We start from the raw sequence: 20,624 nt of genomic DNA on the forward strand, positions 1-20,624 counted from the left end.
TATGAAAAAAGAAGATAGAAATATATATATATCAAATATTGATTTAGATGAAGCTATAGATAGTTATTTTGAAAAGATAAACTTTGAAAATAATTCTTATGAAGAAATAGATGTTTATGATTGTTTAGATAGAGTAACTATTGAATGCATTTTTGCTAAAAACTCTTCACCTCATTATAATAGTGCTGCAATGGATGGAATTGCAGTTATTTCACAAAATACGATGGGAGCAAGTGAAGTAAATCCTAAAATATTAGAATTAAATAAAGATTTTATTTATGTTAATACTGGGAATGTAATAAATGATGATTATAATGGCGTAATAATGATTGAAGATGTTATGGAACTTGAAAATGATAAAGTTCAAATAATAGCGCCTGCATACCCTTGGCAACACATAAGACCTATTGGTGAGGATATTGTAGCAGGAGAGATGATATTGCCTTCTAATCATAAAATACGCCCTATAGACATAGGTGCACTTATTAGTGGAGGAATTTCAAAAGTAAAAGTATTTAAAAAACCTATAGTTTCTATAATACCTACAGGTAGTGAAATAATAGAAAATATAGATGAACTTGAAAAAGGTAAAATTTTAGATACTAATTCTAGGGTTTTTGAAAATTTAGTAAATAAGTATGGTGGAATTTCAAATAGATACTCACCACAAAGAGATGATTATGAAAAATTAAAAAGCACTATAGATGAAGCTAGTAAAAATAGTGATCTAGTAGTAGTAAATGCAGGAACTTCAGCAGGAAGTAAAGATTTTATAGTTAAAGTTATAAGAGAAATTGGGGAAGTTGTAGTTCATGGAATAGCTTTAAAACCTGGAAAGCCAACTATACTTGGGATAGTAAATAATAAGCCTGTAGTTGGAATACCTGGATATCCAGTTTCAGCGTACATAGTGTTTGAAGAAATTGCTAAAAGAATAATATTAAAATGGAGTGGATTAGATAAAGAACAAGAAGATACTTATGATGCTATACTTTCTAAGCGATTAGTTTCGTCTTTAAAACACAAAGAAATAGTTAGAGTTAACTTAGGTTATATAAATGAAAAATTAGTAGCTACACCACTAACTAGAGGTGCAGGAGTTACTATGAGTTTAGTTAAAGCCGACGGACTACTAGAAATACCTAGAAACTATGAAGGTATAGAAGCGGGAAGTACTGTAAAAGTTAAAATTTTAAAACCTATGAATGAAATAAAAAATTCATTAGTTTCTATAGGAAGTCATGATATAGTCATGGATATATTGGCAAACAAAATGAATTTATCTTCAGGTCATGTTGGTAGTATGGGTGGGATTATGGCAATTAAAAGAGATGAAGCTCATATTGCCCCAATACATTTATTAGATATGAATACTGGAGAATATAATGTAAGTTATGTTAAAAAATATTTTAAAGATGAAAAAATGGCTTTAATAAAAGGACTTAGAAGACTTCAAGGATTTATAGTTCAAAAGGGAAATCCTAAGAACATACAAAAATTTGAAGATTTGATAAGCAAAGATGTTAGCTATATAAATAGACAAAGAGGTGCAGGAACTAGACTTTTATTAGATTATAATTTAAATAAATTAAATATATGCGTAGATGAAGTTATTGGTTATGAAAGAGAAATGAATACTCATATGGCAGTAGCAGTTACAGTTAAAAGTGAAAGTGCAGATACTGGTCTTGGAGTAATGTCTGTTGCTAAAGCTATGGATTTAGATTTTATTTCTGTAGGATATGAAAGTTATGATTTCTTAATTAGAGAAGAAAATTTAAAAGACAAGAAAATTAAAAAATTTATAGATATATTAAAAAGTGAAGAGTTTAAGAGTGAAGTTGAAAAACTTGGTGGCTATGAATTTGACAAGATAGGTGAGGTTGTTCATATATGAATAAAACAGGAGTAGTAATAGCAATTAATATAAGCAAAGAAAAAGGAGTTATAAAAACTCCTATAGAAGTAGGTTTCTTTAAAGAAAACCATGGTTTAGTAGGAGATGCTCATGCAGGAGACTGGCATAGACAAGTAAGCTTACTAGGAGATGAAAGTATAGATAAGATAAGAGCAATGGGTATTGATGACTTAGGTAGTGGTAAATTTGCAGAAAATATAACTACTAAAGATATAATCTTATACAAATTGCCTGTAGGAACTAAATTGAAAATAGGTGAGACTATTCAAGAAGTCACTCAAATAGGAAAAAAGTGCCATGCAGGTTGTGCTATAAAATCTCAAGTTGGAGATTGTGTAATGCCTAGAGAAGGAATATTTACTAAAATTTTAAAAGCTGGAAAGATAATACCAGGGGACAAAATAGAAGTTATAGAGTAATAGGTATGTTATTTAATAAAAAAGACAGATTAATTTCAAAAATTAATCTGTCTTTTTTGTGTGTTTATAACTTTAGTTATATTAATTAGAGAGGTTTTTTTACAAAAAAATTATCTATTAATTTATTAAAAGATACAGGTACTAACACAAAAAAATAAAAAAATTGTTATTTAGTGTATTAATTTTACGATGAAAGTTTAAAGGAAGGTTGATAACAAATCACAAATATAATATAGAGATTTAATAAAGCGTGAAGGTGGCATATATGAAAAAAAATAAAAAAATAAAAAACATGAATGAATATAAAAAAGGAAAAAAGAATAAGCATAAAAAGAAACGAAATGTAAAATTTAAAAAGAAAATATTTATATCTTTAATATCTATTTCGATAGTAGGCATTCTAATAGGAAGTATGTGTGGGTATACAGTTGTATCTGACCTTAAGTACGACATTCATTACTTAAAGCAAGATTTGCGTAAAGAACAAGTTAGATTAGAAGAATTAAAGGCAAAAGTAGATACTGATAAATCTATACAAGAAATAGAAAAAAAAGCTAAAGAAGAACTTGGTATGGACTATCCTACAAAGAGTCAAACAAGATACATAGAAGTTGAAAAGTAAGGGGGGGGAAAAATTGAACAAAAAGATAAAAAGAGTAAGTAAAAAAAGATTAGTAATGGTTCTTGTATTAGCTTGTGCTTTGTTTTTAGGGCTTACGTTTAGAACTGGATATCTTCAATTGATAAAGGGTGATTGGCTAAGTACTAAAGCTACAGACCAACAAACAAGAGAAATCCCTATAGAACCTAAAAGAGGAACTATATATGATAAAAACATGAAAGAACTTGCAGTGAGTGTTACCAAATATACTGTATGGTGTAAGCCTGTAGAGGTTAAAGATAAAGATGAAGCTGCAAAAAAAGTTTCACAAATATTAGGTAAAGAACAAAAGGATATTCAAAAACTTGTAAGTAAAAAGAACATGGCATTAGTTAAAATAGAAAGATGGATAGATGATGATAAAGCAACTAAAATAAGAGAAGCTAAAATTTCAGGTATATGGGTTGCTGAGGATAATCAAAGATATTATCCATATGGAAACTTTGCTCCTTATGTATTAGGACATACATCTTCAGATTCTCAAGGTATAGCTGGGATTGAAATGAAATATGACAAACACTTAAAAGGAAAGTCTGGAAAACTAATAGTAAGTACTGATGCATCAGGAAGAGAAATACCAAGAGGTATGGAAAAATATTTTGAGCCAACTCAAGGGGATGGATTAGTTACAACAATAGATGAGGTAATACAACATTATACAGAAAAAGCAGTTCAAAAAGCATATGAACTTAATAATGCAAAAAGAGTTAGTGTAGTTACAATGGATCCAAAGACAGGGGATATATTGTCTTTAGCATCAAAACCAGACTACAATCCTAATGACCCGAGAACTCCAATGTACCCATACTATCAAGAAGAATTAGATAAATATGAGGATAAAGATAAATTAAAAGGATATTATCAAATGTGGAGAAATCCAGTAGTAAGTGATACATATGAACCGGGATCAACTTTTAAATTAATTACATCATCTGCTGGATTAGAAGAGAATGTAATTAAGGATAATGAAAAATTCACTTGTACAGGAAGTGTAACTGTAGGAGGCCGAAAAATAAAATGTTGGAGACATTATAGACCTCATGGACCACAATTATTTAAACAAGGTGTCCAAAATTCATGTAACCCAGTTTTTGTAGAAGTAGGAAGTAGACTTGGAGTTTCAAAAATGTATGATTATATAGAAGCTTTTGGATTTATGGATAAAACAGGTATAGATTTACCTGGAGAAGCTAAGGGTATTTTATATAATGAAAAAAATGTAGGGCCAGTAGAACTTGCTACAATATCTTTTGGTCAATCAATATCAGTAACACCTATACAACTTATAAGTGCAATATCATCAATAGCAAATGATGGAAATTTAATGGCACCAAGAATAGTAAAAGCATATACAGATAATCAAGCGAATATAGTGGATGAAATCCCTCCTAAGGTAGTAAGACAGGTAATATCTAGTGATACATCTAAAAAGATGATGGACATAATAGAATCTGTTGTAAGCGAAGGGTCAGGTAAAGCTGCATATATACCAGGATACAGAATCGGTGGAAAAACAGGTACAGCTCAAAAGGTTGTAGATGGAAAATATGCTCAAGGAAAATACATATGTTCATTTATGGGTGTAGCTCCATGTGATGATCCTCAAATAGTAGTTCTTGCTATAGTAGATGAACCAACAGGGGTAATGGCATTTGGTAGTACAACAGCTGGACCTATAGTAAAAGAAATAATGAATGACTCTTTAAAATATTTAGGGGTAGAACCAAAATATAGTGAAAAAGAAAAAGAAGAATTCCAAAGAGAACAAGTGAGTGTTCCTGATGTAAGAAACTTACCAATAGAAGAAGCTACTAAAGTATTGGAAGAAGCGAAGTTAAAACCGAATTTAGATACAGATATAGAAATAGATAAAGGTACTAAGGTTGCAGATATGTTCCCAAAACCTGGTATAAAAATAGCTGAAGGGTCTAGTATAATGTTATATTTCAAATAAATAAAAAGTAACAGATTATTAACATATACTTAGAAAGACCTTCAAAAAAACAAAAATATAGTATATAATTATAAAGTTAAGGTTAGTAGCAGGCAATGTATATGTGGATATACATTGCCTTTTATTGGAAATTTATATAAACAATAGAAAAAGGACTTAAAGGAGGCATGAATATGAACAGTCTAACGATATCAGAGTTAGTACTTGCAACGAAAGGTAGACTAATAGCTGGGAACGAAAATGACCGTATAAATGACGTTATTATAGATAGCAGATCTGCAAATAAAGAAAATATATTTGTAGCTATAGTTGGAGAAAGTTTAGACGGACATGAATTTATTAAATCTGCATATGAAAATGGATGCAGAAATTTTATGAAAAACGAAAGTAATAGCATAAAATTAGATAGTTCGGACATAAATTTAATAGAAGTTAAAGATACAGAGATAGCTATGGGAGATATAGGAAAATATTATAAATCGAAATTTAATATACCATATATCGGAATTACGGGTAGTGTTGGTAAAACAACTACTAGGGATATGATCTATGCTACAGTGTCAGCAAAGTTTAACACATTAAAAAATGAAGGTAATTTAAATAACCAGCTTGGAGTGCCACTAACATTATTTAACTTAAATGAATCTCATGAATGTGGTGTAATTGAGATGGGTATGTCTGGGTTTGACGAAATAAAATATTTAGCTAATATAGTAAACCCTCAAATAGGAGTTATATCTAATATAGGATTATCTCATATAGAAAACTTAGGCTCGCAAGAAGGAATCTTAAAAGCTAAGATGGAAATAACATCAAATTTTGATTCTTCAAGTACATTAATAGTTAATGGAGATGATAAATTTTTATCTACTTTAAAAAATAAAAATCACGAATATAAGTTAAAGACGTTTGGATTTAATGAAGATAATGATATTTATTGTAGTAGCTATGATATGAATGAAGAAAGTATAACATTTGTATGTATGATAAACAATAAAAAAGAAGAAATATTTATACCTACAGTAGGTGAACATAATATATATAACGCAATGGGTGCTATATTAGTGGGTATGAGTTTAGGACTTTCTTTAGATGAAATAAAAGAAGGTTTAAAAAACTTTAAAGCAACTGGTATGAGACTGGATATAGTTAAAACTGATAAATTAACAATAATAAACGATACATATAATGCAAGCCCAGACTCTATGAAAGCAGCGTTAAAAATTTTAGGAAGATATAAAAATAAAAGGGTTGCAATACTTGGAGATATGTTTGAAATGGGAACTCATGCAGAGTATGGTCATAGATTAGTAGGAGAAAGTGTTATAAATAACGCTGATTTATTAATAACTATAGGATGTAATTCTAGATTTATAGGAAGTGAAGCCTTAAACTTAGGGTTTGATGAAGAAAATATACATCATTTTGATACGAAAGAAGATGCTATTAATAAAATAGATAACTTATTAAAAGAAAAAGATATCGTATTAGTTAAAGCATCTAGAGGTATGAAATTAGAAAAAATAGTAGAATATCTTAGTAAATAACAAAACTAAAGAGATAGCCAGCAAGGGAGAGGAGATATATTATGTTAGGAATAACAGAACTTACTTATACAGCATTGATTTCATTTCTAATAGTAGTTATATTAGGACCAATATTTTTACCTATGTTAACAAAATTCAAATTCGGTCAGACAGTTAGAGAAGAAGGGCCAAAAACACATTTAGCAAAAAATGGAACACCGACTATGGGTGGGATATTAATGATAGTAGCAATCCTTATAACGGGACTTACTAGAAGTAAAGTTGGATCAGATATGGTAATAGGTCTAATGTCTATAGTAGGATTTGGTCTTGTAGGGTTTATAGATGACTTTATAATTATAAAGAAAAGAAGATCGCTAGGATTAAGAGCATGGCAAAAAATAGTACTTCAATTTGCTCTAGCTTTATATATATCATATTATCAATATACATCAGCAGCTAGTGCACCACAGCTTATAATACCATTTACAGATGCAGTTATAAATTTAGGAGCATTATATATTCCTATAATGACATTTATAATAGTTGGGATTGTTAACGCGGTAAACCTAACTGATGGATTAGATGGATTAGCATCAGGAGTAACTTTAATAGTTGCTACATTCTTTATGTTACTTGCATCAACAGTAACTGTTAACACAGATGTAGCAGTTCTAGCGGCAGCAACGGTAGGAGGCTGCTTAGGATTCTTAGGATTTAACTCATATCCAGCAAAAGTATTTATGGGTGATACAGGTTCAATGGCTCTAGGTGGAGCGGTTGTTGCATTTTCTGTATTAACAAACTCTATTTTATTAATACCATTAGTTGGAGGAATATATTTTGCAGAAGCTATATCTGTAATACTTCAAGTAGGGTCTTTCAAATTAAGAGGAAAAAGAATATTTAAAATGGCTCCAATTCATCATCACTTTGAACAATGTGGATGGCCTGAAACTAGAGTAGTATTTGTATTTTGGATAACTACCGTAGTATTAGCATGGATAGGTATAATAGCAATATTCTAAATTTGGGGGTAGAAAAATGAACCTAGAAAATAAAAAAATTCTATTAATAGGTCTTGCAAAAACTGGTATATCAACAATTAAACATTTAGATAAACTAGGTGAAAGCATAATAGTTAATGACATAAAAGATAAAGAAAAATTAAGTGATATACTTAAAGAATTAGAAAATTTAGATAATGTTGAATATATATTAGGATATCATCCAGAAAATGTTGATGATATAGATATGGCTGTGGTATCACCAGGCGTGCCATTAGACTTACCTTTTATATTAAAACTAAAATCAAAAAACATAGAGATAATAGGTGAAGTAGAGTTAGCTTATAGGCTATCTAACAATCCTACATTTATAGGAATAACAGGTACAAATGGTAAAACAACTACAACTAGCTTAGTAGGAGAAATATTTAAAAAATCTAATGTAGATACTTATATAGTTGGAAACATAGGTAATCCAGTTATAGATACTGTAGGAGTTGCAAATGAAAAATCAGTTTTAGTTACTGAATTAAGTAGTTTTCAATTAGAGAGTATAGATACGTTTAAACCTAGGGTTAGTGCAATACTAAACTTTACAGAAGATCACTTAAATAGACACCATACTATGGAAAATTACATAGAAGCAAAATCTAGAATATTTATGAATCAAAATAGCGAAGATTTTTGTATTCTAAACTATGATGACGAAGTAGTAAGAGAGATAAGTAAAGATATAAAAGCTAAAAAAATATTCTTTTCTAGAAAAAAACAACTTGAAGAAGGAATATATTTAAATAAGGACAATAATATAGTTATAGATATAAATGATAAAGTAGTTCTTTTAAATAAAGAAGAGCTAAGCTTACCAGGAAATCATAACTTAGAAAACTGTATGGCAGCAATAGGTATCTCATATGTATCTAATGTAGATATAGAAGTTATAAAGGATGTATTAAAAAGTTTTGCAGCAGTAGAACACAGACAAGAATTTGTAAAAAATTTAAATGGAGTAATGTTTGTAAATGACTCTAAAGGGACTAATCCAGATTCAACTATAAAGGCAATTCAGTCTTATAAGAGACCGATAATATTAATAGCAGGTGGAATGGATAAGCAAAGTAATTTTGATGAACTTTTAGATGTTGCAAAAGAAAATGTTAAGGCATTAGTGCTTTTAGGAGAAACTGCTTCTAAAATACAAACTATTGCAAAAGAAAAAGGATTTAAAGAGATTTATAAAGTTAAAGATATGAAAGAAGCGGTTAGCATTTCTTATAAAATAGCAAATAAAGAAGATGTTGTACTTCTTTCTCCAGCTTGTGCAAGCTGGGATATGTATAAAAGTTTTGAAGTAAGAGGTAACGACTTCAAAGATAATGTACACAATTTAAAATAACCTCTTACCTCACGAATGGAGGTAAGTCTATCGGATGCCCAAGGAAGTATTAAAAAAACGAGTTGATAAGGGAACAAAGATGGAGTTTGATAGTGTAATATTTTATACTACTATGATTTTAGTATTTATAGGAATCATCATGGTATTTAGCGCAAGTTTTGTTCAATCTTCGTTTAAACACCATGATGCTTATCATTTTTTAAAGAAAAATGTAATCTTTGCGATATTAGGTTTTATTTGTATGATCACAATATCTAATATTGATTATAGCTTTTGGAAGAAAAATGCTAAGTATATGGGGATTATAGCGTTTATACTATTAATATTGGTTTTAACACCACTTGGAATAAAAGCAAATGGAGCTAGAAGATGGTTAGGTTATAGTGCGCTTACTATACAACCGGCAGAGATTGCAAAATTTGCAACAATAATCATTACAGCAAAATTAATAGAAAAAAAATATGATGATATAAAATCTTTGACAAAGGGTGTTTTACCATTAATGATAATTCCCGCATTATTTTTTATTCTTATAATGCTTCAACCTAATATGTCTACAGCTGGGACTATAATATTAGTAACTTTTGTTATGATATTTGTAGCAGGTATGGATATGAAATTTGTAGGTGTTATGTTTGGTAGTGGAGTTGCATTATTTCTAGCTTTAGCACTGACATCTGAATATAGATTAAAGCGTATATTGTCATTTTTAGATCCATTCCAAGACCCTCTAGGTAATGGATACCAAGTTATACAAGGGCTTTATGCACTTGGATCAGGTGGATTATTTGGAATGGGATTAGGAAAAAGCCAACAAAAATGGTTTTACATACCAGAACCACAAAATGATTTTATATTTGCCATAATAGGCGAAGAACTAGGTCTTGTAGGATGTATAGTAGTAATAATGTTATTTGTAATATTAGTTTACAGATGTATACGAATAGCTTTAAAATGTTCTAATATATTTGCGTGTATGGTAGTTATAGGAATCGGTGCTCAAATAGGAATTCAAGCAGCTTTAAATATAGCTGTATCAACTTCTTCAATGCCAGTTACAGGTGTTGCCTTGCCATTTATAAGTTATGGAGGAACATCCCTTATAATATTTATGAGTGCGATTGGTATTGTATTAAATATATCAAAACATGTCAAAATTAATTAACAGGAGAAAATGCAATGAAAGTTTTATTATCAGGCGGTGGAACTGGGGGTCATGTTTATCCAGCCATAGCCATAGCAAACAGAATAAAAGAAGAACATCCCGATGCTGAAATAGTATTTGTTGGTACTCAAAAAGGAATAGAATCAGAAATAGTTCCAAAGTATGGATATGAATTAAAGACTGTTACAGTACAAGGATTTAAAAGAAAAATAGATTTTGATAACGTAAAAAGAGTTTTTAAATTATTTAAAGGGTTAGAACAATCTAGAAAAGTAGTTAAAAAATTTAAACCAGATATCGTAATAGGTACAGGGGGATATGTAAGTGGACCTGTATTATTTAACGCATCTATGAATAAGGTAGCGACTGTTATACATGAGCAAAACTCTTTCCCAGGAGTTACTAATAAAATATTGTCTAAAATGGTAACTAGAGTTTTAACAAGCTTTGAAGATTCACATGAAAGATTCCCTGAAGGAAGCAGAGAAAAATTAGTTCTTGTAGGAAATCCAGTTAGAAAAGAAATATTAAATGCTAGAAAAAATGTATCTAGAAGAACTTTAGGTATAAGCGAAGATAAAAAAATGGTACTTTGCTACGGAGGTAGTGGAGGAAGTGAAGATATAAATAATGCTATGAAATTAGTAATAGAAAACATGGTAAAAGATGATGTCGCATTTATATTTGCAACAGGAAAATACTACTATGAAGAATTTTCAAACAGTATATCAAACATATCTCTAAAACCATATCAAAGAGTTGTTCCGTATTTAGAGGATATGGCTAATGCGCTAGCTGCTAGTGATTTAGTAATTGGTAGTGCTGGTGCAATATCTTTAGCTGAAATAACAGCACTTGGTAAGCCGTCTATAATAATACCTAAAGCTTATACTGCTGAGAACCATCAAGAGTACAATGCTAAGAGTATTGAAAATCAAGGTGGTGGAGTAGCTATACTAGAAAAAGATTTAACTCCACAAAAATTAAATGAAGCAGTATTTAAACTTTTAGGAGATAAAGAAAAATTAATGGATATGGCTAATGCAAGTAAAGAAATAGGGAAGCCAGAAGCAATAGATCTTATATATGCTGAGGTTATGAAAATATATAACGAGAATCAAAAAAAATCATCAAACAAAGAAAATAAGACAGTTAAAAAGAATGAAGAAATAAAAAACAGTGAAAACAATATAGAAGCACAAAAACAACCTAAAGTAATAGGAATAAAGAAAAAGTAACATATAACCCCTCTAGTACATAATATTTAAATTATAGGCATTATGATTTAATATACAACACTAGGGGGGTTAACTTTGTCTAAGTATATAATTAGTGGTAAAAACAAAATAGAGGGTAGGTTATCAATAAGAGGAGCTAAAAACTCCATATTACCTATCATGGCAGCAACTATACTTAATGAAAGTATAAGCACAATCCATAATGTACCGGATATATCTGATGTATACGTTATGATAAAAATATTAGAAAGCATTGGATGCAATACAAGTTATGATAATGGAACATTAATTATAGATAGTTCAAATATAAATTCTATGGAAATAGAAGAACAGTATGTCAGAAAAATGAGATCTTCAATAATCATAATGGGTGCTATGATAGGAAGACTTGATTATATAAAAATAAGCCATCCAGGGGGATGTGCAATAGGAGCAAGACCTATAGATTTGCATCTTAAATCTTTAAAGAAACTAGGAATAAGGATACAAGAAGAAGAGGGCTTCATAAAATGCTTTAGAGATAGATTAGTGGGAAATATTGTGAATCTGGAGTTTCCTAGTGTTGGAGCCACAGAAAATACAATGTTAGCTGCAGTTAGGGCTAAAGGTATAACAAAAATATATAATGCAGCAAGAGAACCAGAAATAGAAGATTTACAGTTTTTTTTGAATGCAATGGGAGCAAAAATAAAAGGGGCAGGAACTAGTTATATAGAAATTGAAGGAGTAGATTCATTACACGAAGTAGAATACAATGTTATCCCTGATAGAATAGCCATAGGAACGTATATGGTGGCCTCTGCGATGACTGGAGGGTGTTTGGAAGTAGATAAGGTAGTAAGAACTCATATGGAGCCTATAAATGATAAGTTGAGAGATGCTGGATGTGAAATAGAATATACAAAGGAAGGTCTCAAACTTAAACCACCAAAGATTATACAAGCTATAGATTTAGTAAAAACTTCTCCACACCCTGGATTTCCAACAGACATGCAAGCTCAATTAATGGCACTTATGTCAATATCTAATGGAAGTACTATATTCCATGAAACTATTTTTGAAAATAGATTTATGCATTGTAGCGAACTTGCTAAATTAGGTGCAGATATTAAATATATAACGGAAAAAATGTGTATAGTAAAAGGTGTTGATAGGCTTTATAATGCAAATGTTTCATCTCCAGATTTAAGAGGAGGAGCATCTCTTATATTAGCTGCATTAGCAATAGAAGGGGAAACTGAGATCTCAAATATATATCATGTTGAAAGAGGATATGAAAATATTGAGAGTATATTAAGAGAATTAGGTGCTGATATAGTAAAAGCAGAAGATATAGAAGTGATAAAAGGCTATTAAGCCTTTTATTATTTTGAAGGAAAAAGTGCATATTTAGTTGTATTTATTAGTTATATAAAAAAATAAGAGAGGGAGTATAAACATGAAAAAATATAAAAAACATAATACTAGCAAATTAATGATTTTGCTAAGCTTTATGTTAATGATAATAATATTTATATATATAACTTTAAATAGCAATTTATTTAATAGCACAAATGTAAAGATAGAAGGTAACAAAAGAGTCAAAAAAGACGAAATAATAAAAGTATTAGACATAAAAGAAGATAAAAATATATTTATGTATAATGCAAAAGAAATGGAAAAGTCTTTGATGGAAAATAAATACATAGAAAGTGTAAAAGTAAAAAGAAGCATCCCTAATAAATTAAAAATATTAATTATAGAAAAAGAGATAGCTGCAACTATTAAAGATGAGAAAAACTATTGTTATATAGACACTAAAGGAAATTCAATACAAAAAATAGAAAAATTAGATGGAAATGAAGAAAATGTTGTTGTAGAAATAAAATATAAATTAAATGATGATCAAAGCATAGATTTTGAGAATGAAGAAACTAAAAAAAGGTTACTATATTTATTAGAATCTATGAAGAAAAATAATCTTTACAAAAAAATAAATAAAATTAATTTGCAAAAAAATGATATTATAAATATGTACACAAAAGATGATATAAAAATAATATTACCTAATGATAAAAAAATAGAGTATAATATTGCGATGATAAGTTCTATTTTGTCAGATTTACAAGGAAAACATGTAAATGGAGGAACGATAGATTTTATTTCTGGAAGTAATCCTATATATAGACCTTAAATAGTAATTTAGATAAGGGGTGATTTTGTTGCAAAAGAAAAAGGCTTATAAAAGCTTAGTAATTTGCAGTATAATACTAGGTATTCTTATAAGTTTACAGTTAAAAACTATAGATACAGAAAATAATGGAATGACAACTTCTAAAAGAGGAGAACAATTAGCTGTAGAATTGAGAGGATTAAAAAAAGAAGAAAGCGATCTTAGAGCTGAAAATAAAGCTATAGAAGATAAAATAAATAAGTATAAAGGCGATCAAGGTGACGATAAACTTGAAGCTGAAATAGGCAAATATGAAATGTTAGCTGGGTACACTAATGTATCTGGAAAAGGGATAGAAGTTAATATTAATCAAAATTTAGGTGCAAAATCAAATAGTAATCAAAGTATAATATATAACTATGATTTAATATTATCTATGATAAATAAACTAAATTCAGCACAAGCAAATGCAATATCAATAAATGGAGAAAGAGTTGTTTCTAATACATATATACATTTAAAGGGTGATAGCTTATTTATAAATGATATAAAAATAGATGAACCAATAATAATAAAAGCAATTGGGGATCCAGATACTTTAGCTTCAGCTTTACAAATTAAATATGGTATCATTTGGGAGATGGAGAAGTATTATAATTGTAAAATTGAGATAAAAAAAGAAACAAAAATGGAGATAAATGGGCATAGTAAATTGATAGATTCAAGTGCGGATAAGAGGTAAATTATGCGTAAAATTATAAAGCGAAAAATATTTATATTTAGTGCATTTATATTTGGTATTTTAATATCAACATATATAAAGTCTTTAGATTCTAATAAAATGTATATTACTTTAGAAAACAAAAAAGAGATTGAAAGCCAAATAGAAAAAACTAAAAAAGAAGTAAATAAACTAAAAGAAACAAAAATAAGTTATGAAAAAAAATTAGAAAATTATGAAGAAGTAATGGATGATGAAAATAAATCTATTCCAGATTTAATGGAAGAAGAATTAAAATTTTTAAAAGAAATGAGTGGAATGTCAAAAGTAAGCGGAGATGGTGCTATAATTACTATAAAGGATAGTGATAAAGAGTTAGCTAGTGGCCAAAATCCAAATGATTTAATTGTTCATGATATAGATATCATAAGAGTTATAAACGATTTAAAAAAATCTGGAGCAAAAGCATTATCTATAAATGGAGAGAGGCTCTTGCCTTTAAGTAAAATAAAATGCTCTGGAGCTACTATAACTGTAAATGATAAAACATATGGACAACCCTTTATTATAAGTGCCATAGGAGATAAAGATATCTTAATGGCATCAATGATTTCACCACAATCTTATGCAAATTTGTTAAAAGATGGATATGGAATTTATATAAAAGTTGAACAAAAAGATGGTATGACAATAAACTCATATAAAAAATCTATATAAAAAACATTAAAAGCCTTGAAAAATGTAGGGGTTTCAAAGTAAAATAAAGAAGGTGATTATTTTGATATGGATATTAGCAGGCTTAGCACTTGGAGTCGTAGTTGGATATTATATTCCATTTACTTATCCTATAGATTACTCATTATATATGTCTGTAGCAATACTTGCAACTATGGACTCTATATTTGGAGCAGTTAAATCAGGATTTAAAAGCAAATATGATAATATAATATTTTTAACTGGGTTCATAGGCAATGCACTATTAGCTATGATACTGACATATATAGGTGATAGACTGGGTATACCGCTTTATTATGTCGCCATATTGGTATTCGGATCGAGAATATTTGACAATTTATCCACAATTAGGAGATATATTGTTACAAATATGAGGAATAAAAAAAGAGGAAAATGAATATTTTTGTGGAATAACTTAGTTAAATATTAACAAAATTAAAAGATTAAATGATATAATTAATACATATATTTATTTACAATCATAAAATAAGGAGGTTTAATAGATGCTAAACTTTGACGTAGAAACAGATGGTCTTGCTCAAATCAAGGTAATAGGCGCAGGTGGCGGAGGAAACAACGCTGTCAATAGAATGGTTGAAGCTCAACTTCAAGGTGTTGAATTCATAGCCGTTAACACAGATAAGCAAGCTTTACTTACATCAAAAGCTGAATATAAAATTCAAATAGGCGAGAAATTAACGAGAGGGCTTGGAGCAGGAGCAAATCCTGAAGTTGGTAAAAGAGCCGCAGAAGAAAGTAAAGATGAGATAGTTAAAGTGCTTCAAGGAGCAGATATGGTATTCGTAACTGCTGGCATGGGTGGAGGAACAGGTACAGGAGCAGCACCTGTTATAGCTCAACTTGCAAAAGAAATGGGAATACTTACTGTAGGGGTAGTTACTAAACCTTTCGTATTCGAAGGTAAAGTTAGAATGAAAAATGCAGAAAGTGGTATATCTGAATTAAAATCAAAAGTTGATACATTAATAACTATTCCAAATGATAGACTTTTACAGATAGTACAAAAAAATACATCTATGCTAGATGCATTCTCTATAGCTGATGATGTATTAAAGCAAGGTATACAATCTATATCAGATTTAATAGCAGTTCCAGGCCTTATAAACTTAGACTTTGCTGACGTTACTTCAGTAATGAAAGAACAAGGACTAGCACATATGGGACTAGGTAGCGCATCAGGTGAAAATAGAGCACTTGAAGCAGCAAGACTAGCTATACAATCACCACTTCTTGAAACATCGATAAGAGGAGCAAGAGGTGTATTACTTAATATAACAGGTGGCCCTAACTTAGGACTATTAGAAATAAATGAGGCATCAACTTTAGTTAATGAGTCATGTGACCCAGAAGCTAATATTATATTTGGAGCATCTATAAGAGAAGATTTAGGTGAAGAAATAAAGATAACTGTAATAGCTACAGGATTTGATGATAATAAAGATATGAGCTTTGATATAGCTGAGAAGCCAAAGGTAACACAAAGACCTACTTTAAATACAGCACCAATACAAAAACCAGAAGAAAAAGAAGAAATAATAATGACAAGAGAAGAACCTAAAAAAGTAAATGTTGTTGAAGAAGACGATATGGAAATTCCAACATTTTTAAGAAGAAGAAGATAAACTTAAAGAAGTCTATATGGCTTCTTTTTTTATGCACTAAATTAAGCGTAAATATTACTCGTAGAGGTCAATTTCTACAAATTAGTATAAATAAAAAAAGTTGAAATATAGGTATAAAAATGGACATTATTGAATAAATATTATAAAGAAACATTCTAATATAGCCATTTAAAAAAATATATTTAAAATATAATGTGAATTTAGAAATTAAAAAGAAAGCTGAATGCTTTCTTTTTTTGTGTTTTCTTACAGTAAAATAAATGCATTTCGACCATTAAAAATGACATAAAATTTTGTGACTACTAATTTATAATATAAGCAAAGGTAAAAGGGGGACTATGCAATGTATATGGAATACTACGTTATAGAAAACCTATTAATAAATTATATTATTATAAGTTGTACTTCTATTCTAACAAAAAAATATAATAGCAATAAAAAAAAATGTATAGGTGCGTCTTTAGGGGCTATTTACTCTATAGCATATATTTATCCCCAACTAGATATATTGTTTACTATACCATTTAAAATATTAATTATGACCATTATAACTCTTTTAGCATTTACATATAAAAATAAAAAAGAGTATATGAGCATAGTTCTTGTTTTTTATTTAGTAAATATTTTTATATCTGGAACTACTTTTTTTATAATTTATTTTACAGGTATAGATCATATGAAAATATCTTTTATAATAATTTGTGCATATGTAAGTTGTGAACTACTAAAGTACATATATAACGATATAAAGACTATTAAGCAGCTTAAAGAATTTACAAAGACTGTAAATATAAATTTTTTAGATAAAAGATGTAGTTGCAAAGCTCTATTAGATAGTGGGAATTTATTAAAAGATCCTATGAGCAATAATGATGTTGTTATTGTTAAATCAAGTGCATTGAAAGATGTATTGCCAGAAGCTCTTATTAATTATGATTATGAAAATATAGATATGATGAAGGCAGAAGAACTTATAAATTTATTAGATGATGAAATTTCATCGAGAATAAGATTGATTCCGTACAAACATGCAGGAAGCAGCAAAGGTAGTATTATATTGGGCCTAAAAGCAGATTACATAGAGGTAGATGAAAATAAAATAGGCAATATAATATTAGGTATTTCTAATTTTAATGATTGTGAGTACAATGCAATATTAAATCCGTGTTTATTGTCAGAAGTTTAGATATATAAATTAAAGGGGGAGATAAAAATGAAATCATTAATATCCAAAGTATTTAACAAATTTATATCTATATTAATTAAGTTAGGTATAATAAAGCCAAAAGGAATTTATTACATGGGTGGAGTGAATATACTTCCACCACCTTTAAAACCAGATGAAGAAAATGAGATATTACAAAAACTAGAACATGATGAAAGTGTAAAAACTATTTTAATAGAGAGAAATTTAAGATTAGTAGTATATATATCTAGAAAATTTGAAAATACAGGTATTGATGTAGAAGATTTAATATCTATAGGAACTATAGGTTTAATCAAAGCTGTAAACACATTTAAGTTAAATAAAAATATAAAATTAGCAACATATGCTTCAAGATGTATAGAAAATGAGATATTAATGTATCTTAGAAAAAATAATAAAAAGAAAACTGAGGTTTCTTTTGATGAACCTTTAAATGTAGATTTAGACGGCAATGAACTTTTACTATCAGATGTATTAGGAACTGAAAATGATGAGATATATAAAATAATAGAAGAAGAGATAGATAAGGATTTATTAGTTATGGCACTTGATAGGTTGTCAGACAGAGAAAAGCAAATTATGGAATTAAGGTTTGGATTAACTACGAGAGGAAGAGAAAAAACTCAAAAAGAAGTTGCGAATATGCTTGGAATATCTCAATCTTACATTTCTAGACTCGAAAAAAAGATAATTTCTAGATTAAAAAAAGAAATGAAAAAATTTGTATAAATAAATAATTTCTTCTTAAAAGTATAAAAATATATGATGTGTAAATAATTTCATATAGATAAAACTTTTAAGAAAGGACTGAAATGTATGCAAATAAATAAAGTTGAAATCTGTGGTGTAAATACATCTGAGCTTCCAGTTCTTAAAAATAAGCAAATGATGGAGCTTTTTGTGAAAATAAAAGCCGGAGATGAAGAGGCAAGACAACAGTTTGTAAGAGGAAATCTGAGACTAGTTTTAAGTGTGATACAAAAGTTCAATAATAGAGGAGAGAATGTAGATGATTTATTCCAAATAGGATGTATAGGTCTAATAAAGGCTATAGACAATTTTGATTTAAGCCAAAATGTAAGATTTTCAACTTATGCAGTTCCTATGATTATAGGTGAAATAAGAAGATATTTAAGAGACAATAATCCTATAAGAGTTAGTAGATCATTAAAGGATGTAGCATACAAAGCTTTACAAGTTAGAGAAAGACTAGTACGAGCTAATTCAAAAGAGCCTACAGTGTCTGAGATAGCAAAGGAACTAGAACTAGCGGTAGAAGATGTAGTTATGGCATTAGATGCAATACAAGATCCTATATCATTATTTGATCCGGTGTACCAAGACAATGGAGATGCTATATTTGTAATGGACCAAGTACAAGATAAAAAAGATACAGATGAAAATTGGTTACAAGAAATATCATTGAAAGAAGCAATTAAAAAGTTGAACAATAGAGAAAAGCTAGTACTAGACTTAAGGTTTTATAAAGGGCGAACTCAAATAGAAGTGGCAGATGAGATTGGAATATCTCAAGCTCAAGTATCAAGAATTGAAAAAAATGCTTTAAAAAATATGAAAAAATACATGTAGAGAAAGCTAAGAATTGATCGTTGATATAAAATTATATCAACGATTTTTATTTTTTTGTAATTATTGTAAAAAAACGGCAAAATATGGTATAATTTATTATATGAGAAACTTACTCAAGGAGAAAAATTATGATTAATTCAGACATTATTTATACTATATTAAGAACAATTCCAGAAAGTATAATGATAATATTTTCTGGATTTATTTTATTAGGTATAAAAAAAGATAAATTATATATATTAAAAAAAGGAATTTTATTGGGAATTATTGTATCTATAATAAGAAAATTACCAATTAGCTTTGGAATACATACAGTATTGTCTATGATAATAGTTGGTGCAATATTATTTATGGTATCAAAAGATAGGCTTTTAAATTCTATTATAGCAACATGTCAAATTTGGATAGCATTGTCATTGAGTGAAGCAATATATATAATGATAGCTACTAAAATTATAAAAATACCATTTGCTGTTTTAACAAATAATATAGGTATAAAAGGAGCTGTAACAACACTTCCATCTTTAGTAATATTTTTAGGATTATCTTTATTATTTAATAAGATACAAAATAAAACAAAAAAAATATTAAAAGAAAAGTTAAAATACTGAAATTGTATAGTAGGAGAGTAACATGGGGGCTATAGATAATATATCAAAAGGTGTATCAGAAAAATTAGGGAATAGATTAGATAAAACTGAAGAAGAAAAAGCTGTTTTGAATTATGGCTTATTTATAATAATACATACTAGCTTGTCTATTGTTTTAACATTTATAGCGGGTCTAGTTACAGGCATGGCAATTGAAATTATGACAATAACCTTTTCAGCAGCGTGGTTGAAAAGGTATTCAGGTGGCGTTCATGCAAACACACCAAATAGGTGCTTATTAATAGGAATAATAGTATCACTTACATTATGTTTCCTGTACAAAACAGGAATGATTTTATTAGAAGATAATATGTTATTACTTATATTGCTGATAGGTATTATAGTATCTTATATAGTACTTTATTATAAATGTCCTGTAGGTTCTAAAAACAAACCATTAAAAAAAGAATCTACTAGAAAAAAATTAAGAAAAAAAGCATTTACATTGGTTAACTTATACTCAATAGCTATATTAGCAGGGTATTTAATATATAAAAAGCAAGATATATATATATTAAAGGATATAATAAGCTGTATGTGGCTAGGCTTATTATTACAAATTTCAATGCTTACCAAATTTGGACAAAAATTAATAGACGTATTAGATGATATGTTAGGAAAACTGAAAATATCATAACTCTG

General features: G+C 28.7%; 20 protein-coding genes. All 20 read left to right on the plus strand.

Annotation, left to right across the window (positions count from 1 at the left end; genetic code table 11):
- Position 1: 1 nt before the first annotated feature.
- The 20 genes from QOZ84_RS05800 to QOZ84_RS05895 all read left to right on the plus strand — a co-directional run bounded on the left by QOZ84_RS05800 (position 2) and on the right by QOZ84_RS05895 (position 20,619).
- A complete protein-coding gene (locus QOZ84_RS05800; protein ID WP_284132019.1) occupies positions 2-1,897 on the plus strand; it encodes a molybdopterin biosynthesis protein in 1,896 nt (631 codons plus the stop codon).
- On the plus strand, positions 1,894-2,337 hold the full coding sequence (locus QOZ84_RS05805; RefSeq protein ID WP_284132020.1) for an MOSC domain-containing protein: 444 nt from the start codon (positions 1,894-1,896) through the stop codon (positions 2,335-2,337). The genes QOZ84_RS05800 and QOZ84_RS05805 overlap by 4 nt, the downstream gene beginning before the upstream one ends.
- Before the next feature lie 265 nt (positions 2,338-2,602).
- Positions 2,603-2,959 (plus strand): hypothetical protein, encoded by a 357-nt coding sequence (locus tag QOZ84_RS05810; protein ID WP_284132021.1) that lies wholly within the window; start codon positions 2,603-2,605, stop codon positions 2,957-2,959.
- Positions 2,960-2,972: 13 nt separating this feature from the next.
- On the plus strand, positions 2,973-4,952 hold the full coding sequence (locus QOZ84_RS05815) for a stage V sporulation protein D (RefSeq protein ID WP_284132022.1): 1,980 nt from the start codon (positions 2,973-2,975) through the stop codon (positions 4,950-4,952).
- A 173-nt stretch (positions 4,953-5,125) separates the two neighbouring features.
- Positions 5,126-6,499 carry a UDP-N-acetylmuramoyl-tripeptide--D-alanyl-D-alanine ligase gene (locus QOZ84_RS05820; protein ID WP_284132023.1) on the plus strand — a complete coding sequence of 458 codons (1,374 nt, stop codon included), beginning with the start codon at positions 5,126-5,128 and terminating at the stop codon, positions 6,497-6,499.
- Between the two features lie 38 nt (positions 6,500-6,537).
- On the plus strand, positions 6,538-7,506 hold the full coding sequence (gene mraY, locus QOZ84_RS05825; RefSeq protein ID WP_284132476.1) for a phospho-N-acetylmuramoyl-pentapeptide-transferase: 969 nt from the start codon (positions 6,538-6,540) through the stop codon (positions 7,504-7,506).
- Positions 7,507-7,522: 16 nt separating this feature from the next.
- On the plus strand, positions 7,523-8,881 hold the full coding sequence (gene murD, locus QOZ84_RS05830; protein WP_284132024.1) for a UDP-N-acetylmuramoyl-L-alanine--D-glutamate ligase: 1,359 nt from the start codon (positions 7,523-7,525) through the stop codon (positions 8,879-8,881).
- 34 nt (positions 8,882-8,915) lie between these two features.
- On the plus strand, positions 8,916-10,046 hold the full coding sequence (gene spoVE, locus QOZ84_RS05835; RefSeq protein ID WP_284132025.1) for a stage V sporulation protein E: 1,131 nt from the start codon (positions 8,916-8,918) through the stop codon (positions 10,044-10,046).
- A 14-nt stretch (positions 10,047-10,060) separates the two neighbouring features.
- Positions 10,061-11,284 (plus strand): undecaprenyldiphospho-muramoylpentapeptide beta-N-acetylglucosaminyltransferase, encoded by a 1,224-nt coding sequence (gene murG, locus QOZ84_RS05840; RefSeq protein WP_284132026.1) that lies wholly within the window; start codon positions 10,061-10,063, stop codon positions 11,282-11,284.
- Positions 11,285-11,359: 75 nt separating this feature from the next.
- Positions 11,360-12,640, plus strand: a complete 1,281-nt coding sequence (gene murA, locus QOZ84_RS05845; protein WP_284132027.1) for a UDP-N-acetylglucosamine 1-carboxyvinyltransferase — start codon at positions 11,360-11,362, stop codon at positions 12,638-12,640.
- 82 nt (positions 12,641-12,722) lie between these two features.
- On the plus strand, positions 12,723-13,457 hold the full coding sequence (locus QOZ84_RS05850; protein ID WP_284132028.1) for a cell division protein FtsQ/DivIB: 735 nt from the start codon (positions 12,723-12,725) through the stop codon (positions 13,455-13,457).
- A 28-nt stretch (positions 13,458-13,485) separates the two neighbouring features.
- Complete coding sequence (locus QOZ84_RS05855) at positions 13,486-14,178, plus strand: DUF881 domain-containing protein (RefSeq protein ID WP_284132029.1); 693 nt, start codon at positions 13,486-13,488, stop codon at positions 14,176-14,178.
- A gap of 3 nt (positions 14,179-14,181) precedes the next feature.
- Positions 14,182-14,874 carry a DUF881 domain-containing protein gene (locus QOZ84_RS05860; protein ID WP_284132030.1) on the plus strand — a complete coding sequence of 231 codons (693 nt, stop codon included), beginning with the start codon at positions 14,182-14,184 and terminating at the stop codon, positions 14,872-14,874.
- A gap of 61 nt (positions 14,875-14,935) precedes the next feature.
- Positions 14,936-15,289: a small basic family protein gene (locus tag QOZ84_RS05865; protein WP_284132031.1), complete on the plus strand. Its 354-nt coding sequence runs from the start codon at positions 14,936-14,938 to the stop codon at positions 15,287-15,289.
- Positions 15,290-15,395: 106 nt separating this feature from the next.
- Positions 15,396-16,535 carry a cell division protein FtsZ gene (ftsZ, locus tag QOZ84_RS05870; RefSeq protein WP_284132032.1) on the plus strand — a complete coding sequence of 380 codons (1,140 nt, stop codon included), beginning with the start codon at positions 15,396-15,398 and terminating at the stop codon, positions 16,533-16,535.
- A gap of 343 nt (positions 16,536-16,878) precedes the next feature.
- The gene (locus tag QOZ84_RS05875; RefSeq protein WP_284132033.1) at positions 16,879-17,721 is read left to right on the plus strand and encodes a sigma-E processing peptidase SpoIIGA; all 843 of its coding nucleotides are present in this window, start codon (positions 16,879-16,881) and stop codon (positions 17,719-17,721) included.
- A gap of 27 nt (positions 17,722-17,748) precedes the next feature.
- Positions 17,749-18,471: an RNA polymerase sporulation sigma factor SigE gene (sigE, locus tag QOZ84_RS05880; RefSeq protein WP_284132034.1), complete on the plus strand. Its 723-nt coding sequence runs from the start codon at positions 17,749-17,751 to the stop codon at positions 18,469-18,471.
- An 87-nt stretch (positions 18,472-18,558) separates the two neighbouring features.
- Entirely contained in the window at positions 18,559-19,332 is a 774-nt protein-coding gene (sigG, locus tag QOZ84_RS05885) for an RNA polymerase sporulation sigma factor SigG (protein WP_284132035.1), read from the plus strand.
- Positions 19,333-19,460: 128 nt separating this feature from the next.
- Positions 19,461-19,943, plus strand: coding sequence for a hypothetical protein (locus QOZ84_RS05890; protein WP_284132036.1), 483 nt, complete (start codon positions 19,461-19,463; stop codon positions 19,941-19,943).
- Between the two features lie 22 nt (positions 19,944-19,965).
- A complete protein-coding gene (locus QOZ84_RS05895) occupies positions 19,966-20,619 on the plus strand; it encodes an accessory gene regulator ArgB-like protein (protein WP_284132037.1) in 654 nt (217 codons plus the stop codon).
- Positions 20,620-20,624 lie beyond the last annotated feature (5 nt).

Origin of the sequence: Romboutsia sedimentorum (genome assembly GCF_030131845.1) — a bacterium.
In the GTDB taxonomy this organism is placed as follows: Bacteria; Bacillota; Clostridia; order Peptostreptococcales; family Peptostreptococcaceae; genus Romboutsia_D; species Romboutsia_D sedimentorum.